This window comes from Candidatus Methanoplasma cognatum, from assembly GCA_009777615.1.
Taxonomy (GTDB): domain Archaea; phylum Thermoplasmatota; class Thermoplasmata; order Methanomassiliicoccales; family Methanomethylophilaceae; genus Methanoplasma; species Methanoplasma cognatum.
In genome coordinates this window covers 160,433-174,064 of the sequence record WRLM01000003.1, presented here as the reverse complement: position 1 = coordinate 174,064, position 13,632 = coordinate 160,433, and the positions used below count along the sequence as shown (strand labels likewise).

The window sequence follows — 13,632 nt, the reverse complement described above, 5'->3', positions numbered from 1 at the left end:
AATACGGAAAAGTATGGCGCAGAAGGCTATACCGCCATCGTAAACGGGGCAAGCGCCATCAAAAACCTTCTGAGCGGCATATGCCCATGATCCTCACGCAATATGCTCAGACAAAAGATGCCGCGCTTGGCAAGGTTAATTATAACCCGCGTTCTATCATTAAACATATGAAGATCTACGACGCCTATAAACTGGCGATAGAAACAGGCATCAAAAATGATCCCAGGCCCAAGGAAGAGATAGACCTCGCTCTCAAAAATGCCAAAGAGGAATATGAGAAACTCTCTGACGAAAAGAAGGAGTTTTTCGACCAGGAAAGACTCTGGAACCCTTACGCGGACTCCAGGTTCTCGTGGGGCGAAGACCTTGCGAAAGAGGCGGAAGCGGAGAGGTTCATGTGGGGCATAGACATCGGGACAGGGGAGATAATGCTGGCAGACCGTCTCAAAGAGAAGGGCCAGAAGGTCTCGGCGGTCGTCGCACACCATCCGGTGGGCGTGTCGAAGACCCCATTCCCGGAGGTAATGTGGATGCAGACAGACATGTTCCACGACGTCGGCATTCCGATAAACATCTCAGAGGGCCTCATAAGGGCGAGAATGGACGAAGTATCAAGGAATGTGATGGGTTCCAATTACAACCAGTCGGTGGACGCCGCAAGACTCATGGGTATGCTTATGTTCAACATACATTCGCCGGCTGACAACATGGTGCAGCTTTATTTGGAAGATCTTATCGAGAAGAGCCAGCCGAAGTATCTGGAGGATGTGATCGACATACTTATGAAAGAACCTGAGTTCAAACAGGCCTCAAGATACAACGACCCGCCCAAGATAATGGCCGGCGGTAAGAAGAACCGCTGCGGAAAGATAATAGCGAAGATGACCGGCGGGACATCCGGCCCTAAGGAGATATACGAGAAGCTTGCGGCAGCAGGAGTAGGGACGGTTGTGGGAATGCATTTTCCAGAGAATCATCTGGAAGAAGCAAAGAAACATAACATCAACATGATCATTTCCGGTCACATGGCGTCCGATTCATTAGGAATAAACAGAATATGCGACGTGTGGGAGCAAAAGGGCATCGAAGTGTTCGGCTGCTCAGGGTTCATGAGATTCAGCAGGAATTGATGATGTTCGAAAGATCCTCTGTGGTGATCAAGGACAGGAAGAAGCTGTCATTTGAGTATGTTCCAGAAAAGCTTGTCCACAGAGAGGAGCAGATGCGCCGCTTGGAAACGCTTTTCAAGCCGATGATATCCGACGGTCTGTCTTGTTCGGCATTCCTGACGGGAAGTGTAGGTACGGGAAAGACAGCCACCGCAAAAAGATTCTGCGAAGATATGCGGAAGCATTGCGCAGGCAGCAACAAGCTGATGGATCATATTTTCATCAACTGCAGGATGAGGAACAGCGAGCACGGAGTGATCCTCCAGATGGTCCGTCACTTCGATCCGGGATTCCCTGACAGAGGGTTCTCCGCCGATGAGATGCTGCGGTCCCTCAAAAAACACATAGAATCGGGATCAAGGCCGTTCCTGGTCGTTCTGGACGAGGCGGATATGCTTCTTAAAAGCAACAGCAAGGACCTGATATATCAGATGTCGAGGTTCACCGAGGAGCTGCAAGGGGGCTCATCCCTATCCACCATAATGATCTCGCAGGAGCAGGTATCTGAGATGCTTGACAAGGCGTCAATGTCCAGCTTCAAAAGGGCAAACACCGTAAGGTTCGAAAGATATACAAAGAGTGAACTCAAGGACATAGTGAAGGCAAGGGCGGACGAGGCCCTGCTGCCGGATGTCATGGATGACGACGTCATCGATCTTCTTGCTGACATCGGGAAGGGATACGGCGATGCGCGTTTGGTCATAGAGATGCTTGAGACAGCGGCGACGATCGCGGAGGAAAGAGCGGATGGCAGACTGACCGCGGATGACATAAGGTCAGCGAACGCGATGATCTACAGTAATGTTTCGGAAGATAAGCTGGCCAGCCTTGACAAGAAACGGAAGCTGGCGCTTCTGGCCATAGCCCGCGCCATCAAAGGCGACCCGTACATCAGCATCACACGGGCGGAGAAGACCTATGCGGTCGTCTGCGAGGAATACGGAGAGACCGCCAGGAAGCACACTCAGTTCTGGACATATGTTCAGAGCATGGAAAAGATGAACCTTCTGGACACTTTCGTCAAGAGTGAGGACGAAGGGGGAAGGGTCACGTACATCTCGATACCCGACATCCCGCCTAAAGAACTGGCCAAGAAATTGGAATATATGCTGGACTCCCCCACCTCAAACAATGACTTCGAGTTTTGATACGATGAGATGCGATCAATGTTCCCGCGAAGCCGTCACCCTGATAAGATACAACGGGACCCATCTCTGCGACGAACATTTCAGATCATATGTGGAAAAAAGGGTGAAGAAGGAGATCCGGAAGCAGATCAGCGTCAACTCTGGAGATACTATCGCGGTAGCGGTTTCGGGAGGGAAGGACAGTATGGTGACCCTCCACATTCTCGACGAAGTTTTCGGGGAAAGGAAGGACGTCTCGCTTTGCGCCATATCCATTGATGAGGGGATCGAGGGCTACAGGCCGCCGAGTCTGGATATCGTAAGGGATTTCTGCAAAGACCGCGGGATCCCCCTTTACGTCAGATCCTTCTCCGAGATGGGCATGGAGATGGACAGGATCGCTTCCGTGACGGAAGATAACAGCCCCTGCACCTACTGCGGGGTCTTCAGGAGGAAGCTCATGAACGACCAGGCACGTTCGGCGGGCGCCAAGTACCTTGCCACCGGGCACAATCTTGACGATATGGCTCAATCCATAATGATGAATTTTGTGAGGGGCGATGTGGAACGCCTCGCAAGGCTCGGCCCTCACACAAAGATACAGCCAGGACTCATACCCAGATTCCACCCTCTCAGGCTGATACCGGAGAAGGAGTCACTTCTCTACGCCATCGTTTCCGGGATACCGTTCTGGGACGGGGAGTGCCCGTATTACAAAGAAGCGCTCAGGAACCAGTACAGGGACGTGGTGGATCAGCTGGAGGACAGATCGCCCGGGTCAAAGTTCAGCATCCTTGCCTCGTATGACTCGCTGAGGCCTATGCTCGCTGATCACATCCGGCCGTCAGGTCTGCACATGTGCGCATGCGGCGAACCCACGCTCGGAGAGATGTGCAAAGCATGCGAACTCCGGTCATCGCTTGAGGAAAGGATCAAAGGTCTCTGAAAGGCACGATATCGCAGCAAGTGCATTCCAGGCACATCGTGCGGCAGCTTCTTGTGTCAAGCCCATGCGCCCTGAGTTTTTCTTTCTGCATCTTTGCGAGTTTGATCGCTCTGGCCGCTTCCGCCGGCGGCTGTGCGCCGATCGCAGCCGTCAGCGGACCGCGGTTCAAAGGGTTGATATGCAGCGCCCTCAGAGTAGGTATTATACCTTTTGAACAAAGGAACTCCGTCATCTCCTCGATCTCCTCGTCGGTCTCCCCCATGCCGAATATCATGTTGGACGTGACCTTGCCTGCGCCGAAGACGTCGACCGAATACAGGAGCATCTCGATGATGTTGCCGCGGTCGAGGTCCGGACAGACCTTTTTGAATATCGTTTCGTTCGGAGACTGGATATTGAGTTTGATCTCGGTCGCTCCCGCATCCTTCAACAATCTGACATGCTCTTTCTTTGAAACATACGGCTCAATGCCGATGGGGAGTTCAGGGAACTCCTTTCTGAATTTCGTGACACATGACGCGAACTTTTCAACAGTCTTATCGACGCTTCCCACGACGCCGCTTGTCAGGGCGATCGATATGATCTTCTGTTCGCAGGCGGCTTCTTTGGTCTTTTTTACCATGTCATCGCAGGAAAGTCTTTTGTCAAGGCCTTTGTCCAGCTTCGGGGACACGCAGAACGCGCAGTTGTAGATGCACCTAGGGTCGAGATTGAAGAACGCCTGTTCCGGACAATGGAACACGACAGGCTCTATCTTCACATCTTCGAGGAACGACGCTCCGCCTCTCCTTATGAAAAGCCTGCCGTCGTTCTCCTCAAGTTCGAACTCTCCCGATCCGTAGGATATGCCTTTTTTTACTCTGTGCCCTCCGAAAGAGAACACAGCAGACGCGGAACCGGCCCCGGGTCCGGCTGTGGACGTCGATATCCTGTACGGGAAAACGAAACCCTCCGGAAGCCTGACGCCTCCTCCGAGTGTGAGCTCGGCCTTTTTCCTCACATTCAGATCTTCTTCCATTTCATACCATCTGCGGTGTCTTCCAAGGTGATCCCCGCTTCCGCCAACTTGGCCCTTATCATATCCGCAAGGTCGTATTGCTTCCTTGCCCTGAGCTCTTTGCGGAGCTCTATAAGAACATCCATCACGGCATCCGCCGTCTCGTCAACCTTCATATCATCCTCTCCCGGAAGTATTCCGAGCACCGTGTTGAACTCGTCTATCATATTAAGTATCTTTCCGGCAGTCTTTTTGGAAAGCGACCGATCCGCCATCATTTTGTTCGTGGAATGTGCCAGCTGGAATAGTTCCTCTATTGCGGCGCCTGTGTTCAGGTCGTCGTTCATCGCTTCAAAGAACCTGTATCTGGTGCCTTCTATGATATCGCACCTGTCATCTTCCTCGTCCGGGCCGCTTTCAGCGTAATCCGAAAGCTCGGCATAATTGTTCTTGAGCCTTCTGAGAGCCGTCTTCGCTTCGATCAGCATGTCCTCTCCGTACGTCAGGGGGCTGCCGTAGTGGGTGTTGAGGAAATAGAACCTTATTGTGTTGCCGTCGAACTTCTCTGTCACGTCGCGGACCCGGAAGAAGTTCTTCAGCGATTTGGACATCTTCTCATCCTTGACCTGAAGCATGCCGTTGTGCATCCAATATTTGGCGGGCACGTCATGCGTGACGGCCTCGGTCTGTATGATCTCGTTCTCGTGATGGGGGAAGATCAGGTCGCTGCCCCCTCCGTGGATGTCTATCTTGTTTCCGAGATGGCGCCTTATCATAGCCGAGCATTCAATGTGCCAGCCGGGCCTCCCTTTTCCCCAGGGCGAGTCCCATGAGCATTCTCCCGGCTTAGCGCCCTTCCAGACGGCAAAGTCCATCGGGTCCTTCTTCTGCTCGTCAAGCACGACTCTGCCCGACGATTCCATATTCTCAAGCTTTTGGTTGGAGAGTTTTCCGTAATCCTTTACCTTCCTCACTTCAAAATAGACGCTGCCGTCCAGGGTGGGATATGCGAACCCGTTGGCGATGATCTCCTCTATCATTTCTATAATGGCGTCCATGTTCTCGCTTGCTTTTGGGTACATGTCGGCCCTCTTTATGCCGAGGCAGTCGGCGTCCTCGAAGTACCGATCGATGTATCTCGCGGAAAGTTCGAGCGGATCGATCCCTTCTTCATTGGCCTTGTTGATTATCTTATCGTCGACATCGGTGAAATTCGTGACATGCGTCACTTCGTATCCTATGTATCTGAGATATCTCACCAATGTGTCAAACACCGTCATGCTTCTGGCATGACCCATGTGAATGTCGTCGTAGACCGTGACGCCGCATACATAGAGCTTGACCTTTCCGTGCTCGTTGGGGACGAATTCCTCCTTCTTTTTGGTAAGGCTGTTGTAGACTGTCAGAGACATCATATCACTGTGCGTCGCCTTTCTTTTCGATCATGGCCTTAAGCTCGTCCATTTCTGACCGGAGTTTGGTTATCTCATCCATGAAGCAATCGGGAATGTCATTGTGCCTGAGCACTTCCTTTTTCTCTATTTTGACGCCGTCCCTCTCTACTACTCGGCCCGGAATGCCGATCACCGTACTGTTGTCGGGAACATTCTTCAGGACAACGGACCCCGCGCCGATCCTTACATCGTTGCCGATAACGATGTCCCCAAGAACGGTCGCGTTTGCTCCGATGACGACACGGTCTCCGACTGTCGGATGCCTTTTGCCTTTCTCGAAAGAGACACCGCCTAAAGTGACCCCCTGATATATGGTGACATCATCGCCTATGATCGCCGTCTCCCCGATGACCACTCCTGTGGCATGATCGACGAAGAACCTCTTTCCGATGGCGGCTCCGGGGTGTATGTCGCAGCCGGTGATCCTGTGCGCTTTGAAGTTGATCTTTCTGGCCTTTTTGACATTTCCTTCCACCCAAAGCTTATGGCTTTTCCTGTACATAGTGACGGCGAGGAGCCCCGTGTGGAATTTTATTGCATCTTCTTCGTCAATTATGGCTGGGTCCAGCTCCATGACGGCGGCTAGGTCGCCGGGATCTATTTTCATCATGATGGTAGATAGAATAGACTAACAGTTAATAATCTATTCAGAGGAAAGGGTTTCAAAACGGCTGAAACACAAAGGGCGCCGCCAAAGCTCCGCGCCGAACGAGAGAGGGGCTGCGTTAGGCCGAGTCATCCGGCTCAATAATCACTCCGGGACACGGGCCGAAACAGTCCTTACAGAATATGCATTCGTCTTCGTGGATCTCCACCTTTCCGTCTTTCATGTAAAGTGCGCCTGCCTGGCATCTTTCCGCGCAGAGGCCACAGCCAGTGCACTGCTCGGCACGCGCTATAAGCTGGAGAGCCTCGCCGATGCGCGAGGCGGCATCCTTCTCGACATATGCCATCGAGACTATGGAACCGTCGCCGCTGAAGGTGACGAGGTCCGCCGCAAGCGTGTTCTTATCCTCATCCAATTCCACGAACCATGCTATCGCGCGTGCGAATGGTTTAAGCTTTTTTAGGTCGACGGGTCTTGAAACGGAAGCCTCAATGCTGTACCCCATCGCGCTTGGGAACGATCCGTGGACCTTCATCGTCATCGGTTTGCCGGACGAGGATCCTTTCTCCTCCGTCTCAGAAATGTTTTTTTCTGTTATTATTTCACCTCTTTTTCTTCCGAAGGCGCATCCTTCTTATCCCAAAGCCTTCCGCGCAGGGGCGGATCAGCCGTCCGCCGTGTTTTTTTAGCGGGATCGTCATGCTGGAATCTGTTTCCTGGATTTTATTTTATCTCCTGTCCGGAACACCAGGCCGTGCGGGGTAAGAGAGAGGGAGACCAGAAGATATCTGCACGCGCTACTATTTAAATAAGTAAACCAACGTGTCGAGCCCGGTGATACCAAGATGAAGAAGATGAAAGCTTCGAACAGGGCAATGGCAATGGACTACGCGATCCGCGAGGTAACAGTCCCGGCCGCAGCCGCCGCCAAGAGAGGCATGAAGCTTTACAGCTTCAACATCGGCGACCCTAACAAATGGGATTTTGAGACGCCTGAATATTTCAAATCCGCGCTGAGGAGCGCAGTCGATAATACCGATAACGGCTATGGTGACTCTCAGGGGAACATATCCCTCAGAGAAGCGATAGTGAAGAGGGAGTTCGAAAAACACGGTACGAAGATAGATTCGGACAACGTCTACGTGACAAGCGGGGTCAGCGAAGGGATCAACGTCCTTATGGCGACCATCCTGGAGCCGGGTGACGAGGTCCTCCTTCCGGGCCCTGGCTATCCCTCATATGCCCAGTATATTGGATTCTACGGCGGCAATACCGTATCATACAGACAAATTGAGGAAGAGGACTGGAAGTTGGATGTGGACATGATCCGCAAGAAGATATCCGACAGGACAAGGGCGATCGTTGTGATAAACCCCAACAACCCCACTTCCGCAGTATATGACGAGAAGACAATCCGAGAAGTGGGAGATGTTGCCGCTGAATACGGGATACCACTGATCTCCGATGAGATATATGATAAACTGGTGTTCGAAGGGGATTACTTCTCGGCATCAAGGCTGCCGTCGGACGTCCCGAGGATAATCTTCAACGGCTTCTCGAAAGTGAACCTGATGCCTGGATGGCGGGAAGGGTACTGCTACTTCATGTACGAGGGCGATTTCATGGATGAGATCAGGGAAGGGATGATGAAGCAATTCCGCACAAGGATCTGTGCAAACGTTCCATGCCAGGAGGCGGCGCGCGCATCCCTTCAGGGGCCTCAGGATTATATCATAGAGATGAACCGGAAGCTGAAGGAAAGAGGGGATTTCTCACACAAAAGACTGAATGAGATCCCAGGGATAACCACTAACAAGGCAAAGGGTGCGTTCTACATGTTCCCGAAGGTAGACCTGTTCGATTGGAAGACGGATAAGGATTTCGTCATCAACCTGATCAATGAGGAGGGCGTGGTATTGGTTCACGGCTCCGGGTTCTCCGAAGAGTTCGGACAAGGTCATTTCAGGACGATACTTCTCCCCCCCATGAAGGCCCTGGAAGAGGCCTATGATAAGCTCGAAAAGTTCATGATAAGACACAGCAGATGAAACTTAACCTCACATGACCGCTCACGCGGTCCCCCGAGCCTCTAAGGCTCGGGCTGTTTTTCATTCACTTCCTTTTCCTTCCTTCCTTCTGAGCTATGACCTCACCGTTCTCGTTTTTAAGAGAGCTGAGTTCGATTTCTTTATCATCGATGTTTTGGAAGTAGGATTTTGCTTTCTGAAGGTCGTCGAACTCCTTCACACTCTCAAATCCGTCGTCATATTTTGTTTCGACACTGTATATCATGTTACCACACCCCTATGAATGGCTTCTTGTATTTATCACATACATCATTCCATTTCGTCATCCGTTCCTACGTTGATCATAAGGGTGCTTTGCCCGACCGGCAGCTCTTCGACGGACTTGAGCTTACGCTCGATAGCTCTTGAACGCACTCCCACAGTGTCTATCTCTTTCGCGGCTAAGTCGATCTTTCTTTTGATGCTGTCCATAACGGCGCCGTATTTACCGAACTCGCTCTTGACCGCACCCAATAACTCCCAAACTTCGTTGGAGCGGCGCTCGATCGCAAGAGTTCTGAACCCCATCTGCAGGCTCGATAAGAAAGCGGCGAGGTTTGTCGGCCCCACTACCGTTACTTTATAGACCCTCTGAAGATTCTCGAACAGTTCCGTTCTGCGGACTATCTCCGCGTATAATCCTTCCGTGGGAACGAACATAATGGCGAAATCGGTGGTCGTCGGAGGGTTGATGTATTTATCGCGTATGTCCTTCGCACATTTTCTGACGGATGACTCGAAACTGCTTGAAACGCTCTTCAACTCGGTTTCGGAGAGGCCGGAATCATAAGCATCAAGCAGCCGCTGGTAGTCCTCGGTGGGGAATTTGGAATCGATCGGAAGCAGCAGCATCTTATCCATGCTGTTCTTGTCCGGGAGTTTTATCACATAGTCCACGCGTTCCTGGCTTCCCTCTCTCACCGCTTTCTGCGGTTCGAATTGGTTAAAGGAAAGTATTTGTTCCAGGATCGAGCCCAGCTGAACCTCTCCCAGATTACCTTTGGTCTTGACATTGACGAGCACCTTTTTCAGATCATCTACGCCGGATGCGAGTTGTTTCATCTCGCCGAGTCCTTTATGCACCTGCTCAAGCCGTTCGCTGATCAGTTTGAAAGAGTCGTTAAATCTTTTTTCCACAGTTTCCTTCAGATTTTCGTCAACGGTCTTCCGCATTTCCTCAAGCCTTTTCTCGGTCTCTGCGCGGATCTCCTTCAGCTGCAGGTCGATGGCCTGCTTCATCTTTTCCTGCTGACTGCTCAGTTCTTCGCGGTTCTCACGTGCGGCCTTGCTGTTCTCCTCACGGTTGCGGACGAACTCCCCGCGTATCATGGGATCGAATCTTTCGAACGATGTTTCCATCGAGGCCAACCTGCTTTCCAACCCGGGCGGCATGACCGCCCCGCTTCTTTTCCTTAAACTCAGAATGATGTTGGCCGCCGCCAATATACACAGCACAGCCAACATTGAAATGACCAGGACATCCATGTTTATCTTCTCCTATACTATCTTTTTTGGAAACGCAGCGACCTAGCCCAATGAGCAGATCCGCTACCACTATGCGGAAAAACTTCATTTTAATTTAAATAGAATCTCAGGGGGTCTCCGAAAGTACGAATAAGCTTCAGATCAAAACCTGTTAGGTTACTAATTCGCTAAATCTGCCATCCATCTGTGTGAAGCCTACAAAGGTAAAAAAGAAGGCCAATGTGAAAAGTTATTATCTTATCACCATTATGCGCTTGCAGGGGATACTGTGGACAACATAACTAAGAAGGTGAGGGAAGAGATCGAAAGAGGATGGATCGGCTCGGATAAGGATTGTCCATATCACCCATGCCATTTCACAGGTCAGGACTGTACGTTCTGTTATTGCCCCTTCTACCCCTGTCTTGACGAAGACCTCGGGCAGGTGTTAAGATCGAAAAGAGGCTCCGACATTTGGAACTGCACGTACTGTCTTTTCATCCATCGGCCGGAGGTCGGCAGATACGTCATGTCCGAAATAAAGGATATGGAGATAACTGATCCGAAGGATCCGAGAATCAAACATATATTAGCCAGAGCGAAAGAAAGGTTCTATAAAGAAGGGCGCCCGATGATGGTTCTCGGAGCAACATCCGATGCCGGCAAGTCAATAATCACCGCCGCGATATGCAGGGTGCTTCACAAAAAAGGTTATCTGACCTCCCCATTCAAATCTCAGAACATGAGCCTGAACTCCAAAGTTACCAGAAGAGGGTCAGAGATGGCGATGATCCAGACGCTTCAAAGCAAAGCGGCAGGTCTGAAGAATCCCGATGAGCACATGAACCCGATACTTCTGAAGCCCAAGGGGGACAGGGTGTCTCAGGTAGTGGTGGAAGGTGAGCCGTACGGCGACTACGACGTCAAAAGCTATTACGGAAACTTCGTACCGGGGCCGGGAAAGGATATCACAAAGAGGAACATCGAATTCCTGAAGAAACGTTATGACTTTGTCATAATGGAAGGTGCCGGCTCCCCCGCCGAGATAAACATCTATGATAAGGACATAGCGAACATCGGCGCCGCAAAGCTGGCCGGTGCCCCCTGCATTCTGGTGATCAATGTCGAATGGGGAGGGTCGTTCGCATATGCGGTGGGAACGGTCAGGCTGATGCCAGAAGAAGACAGAGGGATGATAAAAGGCATAATCCTGAACAATATCAGAGGAGATGCGTCCAGAATGGCGCCGGGAGCCAGAGAGCTCGAAAAGATCCTCGGCATCCCCGTAATAGGGCTGGTCCCGCACATAGAGCTTGAACTGCCTCTCGAAGACTCCGAGGCACTTAGAAGTATGAGGAGCAAAGGCAGCGGAAGTATGGTCATTTCTGTCATAAGGCTGCCGAAGATAGCCAACTTCACCGATCTCGACCCGCTTTATATGGAAGACACAACCGTAAAGTTCGTCACCGACCCGGAGGAACTGGAGGGCACCGGGGCGATAATAATACCCGGAACGAAGAACACTGTGGACGATCTCGTCTGGATGAAAGAAAAAGGGTTCGACAAAGCCATAGCCGAACGAAAAGGAAAGGTCCCGATACTGGGAATATGCGGAGGATACCAGATGATGGGGCGCTCTTTGGAGGATCCCCTCGGAGTGGAGAGCTCGCTCTGCGGAACGATGGAAGGGCTGGGATTGTTCGACAATGTTACAAGATGGGAGGAATACAAAAAAATAACCACCCAGGCGGAGGGAACATTCCTCAATACCGGGGAACCGGTCACTGGCTATGAGATACACATGGGCGTCAGCGAAGTGAATGAGGAACCGCTGTTCAACATAGAACGCTTTTCAGGGGACGAGAAGGAAGGTTCCTTCAGAGAGGAGGATATGCTGTTCGGAACATACCTTCACGGAGTTTTAGAAAAGCCCTCTTTCAGAAGGTTCTTCCTTTCTTATATCAAAGGGGGGAAGGAAGCGCTCTCCGCATCAGAACCGAAGGATTATGACGACCTCATCGAGGAGAACATAGAAAAACTCTCATGCGCGTTCGAGAGCAACGTTGATATCAAAAAACTCATGGAAATACTGGAGGGAGAGCAGTGAAAGCGATCTTCCTCGGAGTTTCATCCGGTGCGGGTAAGACGACCATCACCGCACTGTACTGCAGGCACCTCCGCAAGAAAGGCATCAGGGTCACACCGTTCAAAGCTTCCAACCTCTCTCTCAACTCGCTTCCAACAAAGGACGGGGGCGAGATAGGAGTGGGGCAGGTGTTCCAGGCGTGGGTGTCCGGAGCGGAACCGTCCGGCGATATGAACCCGATACTGCTCAAACCGCTGGGGAAAGGCGTGATCCAGCTGGTGATAAACGGTAAGGTGCAGGAAAACATCTCCAAGGATAGCCCCATGGATAGGGAAGCCGTCATGGGAAAGGCCTGCGAGGCTTTTGACAGACTCTCAGAACAATTCGACGCAGTCATATGCGAGGGGTCCGGGTCCCCCGTTGAACTGAACCTGATCGACAGGGATATAGCCAACATAGGTCTGATGAGAGAGCGCCGCATACCGGCTATCCTTGTGGGGGATATAGAAAGAGGAGGGGTCTTCGCCGCTTTATATGGAACGTGGCTGCTTATGCCGGAAGATGTCCGTCCCCTGCTGAAAGGGTTCATAATAAACAGGTTCAGAGGGGACCCTTCCTTGCTGGGGGGCGCTATCGAGAAAATAGAGAAACTTACAGGCATGACCTATATCGGAACGATCCCTTACGCAGAACTGAAATTTCCCGAAGAGGATTCTTTGTCAGACGCATCCGGAAGTATAGAGGACCCGGCTGCGGCGGAAGTTTTCATCGGCAATCTGGATTCTCTGCTGGAGACGGCGGAGAAAGGCGGGCTGGATCTGAAAAAGATAGACGATATCTCATCCGCCTGAAGCTACTTTGACAGCCTTTATCAGAACGCCGTCGGCAATATGCGAATCCATGGGGACCGGCCTTCCTCCGATCATGAAAATGAACGTGTCCGGAGCTAAGCCGAGCAAACGGACGGCATCGCAGATGGTTGTCCCGCATGAGACCTCATGCTCTTTGCCGCCGATAGCTATCCTCGCGCCCATAATGACGTGAGCGTATGCTCTTATTTTGATTTTTTGACAGTCGGTTCTTTATATCACCCATACGGTAAAGATTCCGCCATGAGGAAACTGGGCCGAGCGATGTTGGTTTTAGCGGCGGTATCAGCGGCCGTGCTGTTCACTGCATCGGCGCCGTTGTCTTCAGCGGATACGGTAAAAGTGTTCTACCAGCCCGCTCAGGACATACAGGTGACCTTTCCGAACGGTACCGAGATCGAAAGAGGAGAAGAACTGATAATCGTTATCTCTTCTCAGCGCTATGACGTGGCAGCATCTGGAATAATGTTCTATAGACTCGATACGCAAGGCCGTCCGATCATGACATCGAGCGTGACGTCGGATTACTATGAAAAAGATGTTAGCAGTAATGTCGTAACATACACATTCTTCAACCTTATCGAGGACATAGAAATGCGTTTCAGCGACCTTAAGTTTTTGGACCAAAACGCAGAAGACGGCACTCCCGGCGGCATCATAGACGACATCCCCGGCAATGTTCCCGGCATTGTTCCTGCTAATGCTGGTTTTGACGTCGATCCGGTGACGGCCATCATGGCGGTAGTGGCATTGTTCGCCGCCATAATGCTCTTGCTGATGGTGAGTTCCATCAAAAAGATAGATTCTTTCTTAAAAGGTTTGGAGGAAGCATCATAAGAATAGAGGA

14 protein-coding genes are annotated in these 13,632 nt (G+C 51.4%); 7 read left to right on the top strand and 7 right to left on the bottom strand.

Annotation, left to right across the window (positions count from 1 at the left end):
- Window positions 1-167 precede the first annotated feature (167 nt).
- From FWG96_05145 to FWG96_05135, 3 genes are read left to right on the top strand one after another with little or no spacing between them, the layout of a single operon-like run.
- The gene (locus FWG96_05145; GenBank protein ID MCL2032634.1) at window positions 168-1,130 is read left to right on the top strand and encodes a hypothetical protein; all 963 of its coding nucleotides are present in this window, start codon (window positions 168-170) and stop codon (window positions 1,128-1,130) included.
- Window positions 1,130-2,317, top strand: coding sequence for an AAA family ATPase (locus tag FWG96_05140; protein ID MCL2032633.1), 1,188 nt, complete (start codon window positions 1,130-1,132; stop codon window positions 2,315-2,317). The genes FWG96_05145 and FWG96_05140 overlap by 1 nt, the downstream gene beginning before the upstream one ends.
- A complete protein-coding gene (locus tag FWG96_05135; GenBank protein MCL2032632.1) occupies window positions 2,301-3,242 on the top strand; it encodes a TIGR00269 family protein in 942 nt (313 codons plus the stop codon). Before FWG96_05140 ends, FWG96_05135 begins: the two co-directional genes overlap by 17 nt.
- Here the strand turns inward: FWG96_05135 and FWG96_05130 are convergent.
- The 4 genes from FWG96_05130 to FWG96_05115 all read right to left on the bottom strand — a co-directional run bounded on the left by FWG96_05130 (window position 3,229) and on the right by FWG96_05115 (window position 6,841).
- The gene (locus FWG96_05130; GenBank protein MCL2032631.1) at window positions 3,229-4,260 is read right to left on the bottom strand and encodes a radical SAM protein; all 1,032 of its coding nucleotides are present in this window, start codon (window positions 4,258-4,260) and stop codon (window positions 3,229-3,231) included. The two genes, FWG96_05135 and FWG96_05130, sit on opposite strands and share 14 nt — an antisense overlap.
- The gene (cysS, locus tag FWG96_05125; GenBank protein MCL2032630.1) at window positions 4,245-5,654 is read right to left on the bottom strand and encodes a cysteine--tRNA ligase; all 1,410 of its coding nucleotides are present in this window, start codon (window positions 5,652-5,654) and stop codon (window positions 4,245-4,247) included. The genes FWG96_05130 and cysS overlap by 16 nt, the downstream gene beginning before the upstream one ends.
- Before the next feature lies 1 nt (window position 5,655).
- Window positions 5,656-6,303 carry a serine O-acetyltransferase gene (locus tag FWG96_05120; protein MCL2032629.1) on the bottom strand — a complete coding sequence of 216 codons (648 nt, stop codon included), beginning with the start codon at window positions 6,301-6,303 and terminating at the stop codon, window positions 5,656-5,658.
- A 115-nt stretch (window positions 6,304-6,418) separates the two neighbouring features.
- Window positions 6,419-6,841 carry a 4Fe-4S binding protein gene (locus FWG96_05115; GenBank protein MCL2032628.1) on the bottom strand — a complete coding sequence of 141 codons (423 nt, stop codon included), beginning with the start codon at window positions 6,839-6,841 and terminating at the stop codon, window positions 6,419-6,421.
- Between the two features lie 304 nt (window positions 6,842-7,145).
- Here FWG96_05115 and FWG96_05110 point away from each other — a divergent pair, with 304 nt between their 5' ends.
- Entirely contained in the window at window positions 7,146-8,348 is a 1,203-nt protein-coding gene (locus tag FWG96_05110; GenBank protein MCL2032627.1) for an aminotransferase class I/II-fold pyridoxal phosphate-dependent enzyme, read from the top strand.
- A 64-nt stretch (window positions 8,349-8,412) separates the two neighbouring features.
- Here FWG96_05110 and FWG96_05105 read toward each other — a convergent pair whose 3' ends face one another.
- A complete protein-coding gene (locus FWG96_05105) occupies window positions 8,413-8,592 on the bottom strand; it encodes a hypothetical protein (protein ID MCL2032626.1) in 180 nt (59 codons plus the stop codon).
- A 44-nt stretch (window positions 8,593-8,636) separates the two neighbouring features.
- Complete coding sequence (rmuC, locus tag FWG96_05100; protein MCL2032625.1) at window positions 8,637-9,851, bottom strand: DNA recombination protein RmuC; 1,215 nt, start codon at window positions 9,849-9,851, stop codon at window positions 8,637-8,639.
- Between the two features lie 268 nt (window positions 9,852-10,119).
- Between rmuC and FWG96_05095 the strand changes: the two genes are divergently transcribed.
- A complete protein-coding gene (locus FWG96_05095) occupies window positions 10,120-11,937 on the top strand; it encodes a cobyric acid synthase (protein ID MCL2032624.1) in 1,818 nt (605 codons plus the stop codon).
- Window positions 11,934-12,767, top strand: a complete 834-nt coding sequence (locus FWG96_05090) for a cobyric acid synthase (GenBank protein MCL2032623.1) — start codon at window positions 11,934-11,936, stop codon at window positions 12,765-12,767. The genes FWG96_05095 and FWG96_05090 overlap by 4 nt, the downstream gene beginning before the upstream one ends.
- Here the strand turns inward: FWG96_05090 and FWG96_05085 are convergent.
- On the bottom strand, window positions 12,756-12,950 hold the full coding sequence (locus FWG96_05085; protein MCL2032622.1) for a hypothetical protein: 195 nt from the start codon (window positions 12,948-12,950) through the stop codon (window positions 12,756-12,758). The genes FWG96_05090 and FWG96_05085 overlap by 12 nt on opposite strands.
- 78 nt (window positions 12,951-13,028) lie before the next feature.
- On the opposite strand from FWG96_05085, the gene FWG96_05080 reads away from it, so the two are divergent.
- Complete coding sequence (locus FWG96_05080) at window positions 13,029-13,622, top strand: hypothetical protein (GenBank protein ID MCL2032621.1); 594 nt, start codon at window positions 13,029-13,031, stop codon at window positions 13,620-13,622.
- Window positions 13,623-13,632: the final 10 nt, after the last annotated feature.

Excerpts from the sequence above, each read along its gene's own strand:
- FWG96_05145 (MCL2032634.1), top strand. The coding sequence starts at position 168 with ATGAAGATCTACGACGCCTATAAACTGGCGATAGAAACAGGCATCAAA.
- FWG96_05140 (MCL2032633.1), top strand. The coding sequence starts at position 1,130 with ATGATGTTCGAAAGATCCTCTGTGGTGATCAAGGACAGGAAGAAGCTG.
- FWG96_05135 (MCL2032632.1), top strand. The coding sequence starts at position 2,301 with ATGACTTCGAGTTTTGATACGATGAGATGCGATCAATGTTCCCGCGAA.
- FWG96_05130 (MCL2032631.1), bottom strand. The coding sequence starts at position 4,260 with ATGGAAGAAGATCTGAATGTGAGGAAAAAGGCCGAGCTCACACTCGGA.
- cysS (MCL2032630.1), bottom strand. The coding sequence starts at position 5,654 with ATGATGTCTCTGACAGTCTACAACAGCCTTACCAAAAAGAAGGAGGAA.
- FWG96_05120 (MCL2032629.1), bottom strand. The coding sequence starts at position 6,303 with ATGATGAAAATAGATCCCGGCGACCTAGCCGCCGTCATGGAGCTGGAC.
- FWG96_05115 (MCL2032628.1), bottom strand. The coding sequence starts at position 6,841 with ATGACGATGAAGGTCCACGGATCGTTCCCAAGCGCGATGGGGTACAGC.
- FWG96_05110 (MCL2032627.1), top strand. The coding sequence starts at position 7,146 with ATGAAGAAGATGAAAGCTTCGAACAGGGCAATGGCAATGGACTACGCG.
- FWG96_05105 (MCL2032626.1), bottom strand. The coding sequence starts at position 8,592 with ATGATATACAGTGTCGAAACAAAATATGACGACGGATTTGAGAGTGTG.
- rmuC (MCL2032625.1), bottom strand. The coding sequence starts at position 9,851 with ATGGATGTCCTGGTCATTTCAATGTTGGCTGTGCTGTGTATATTGGCG.
- FWG96_05085 (MCL2032622.1), bottom strand. The coding sequence starts at position 12,950 with ATGGGCGCGAGGATAGCTATCGGCGGCAAAGAGCATGAGGTCTCATGC.
- FWG96_05080 (MCL2032621.1), top strand. The coding sequence starts at position 13,029 with ATGAGGAAACTGGGCCGAGCGATGTTGGTTTTAGCGGCGGTATCAGCG.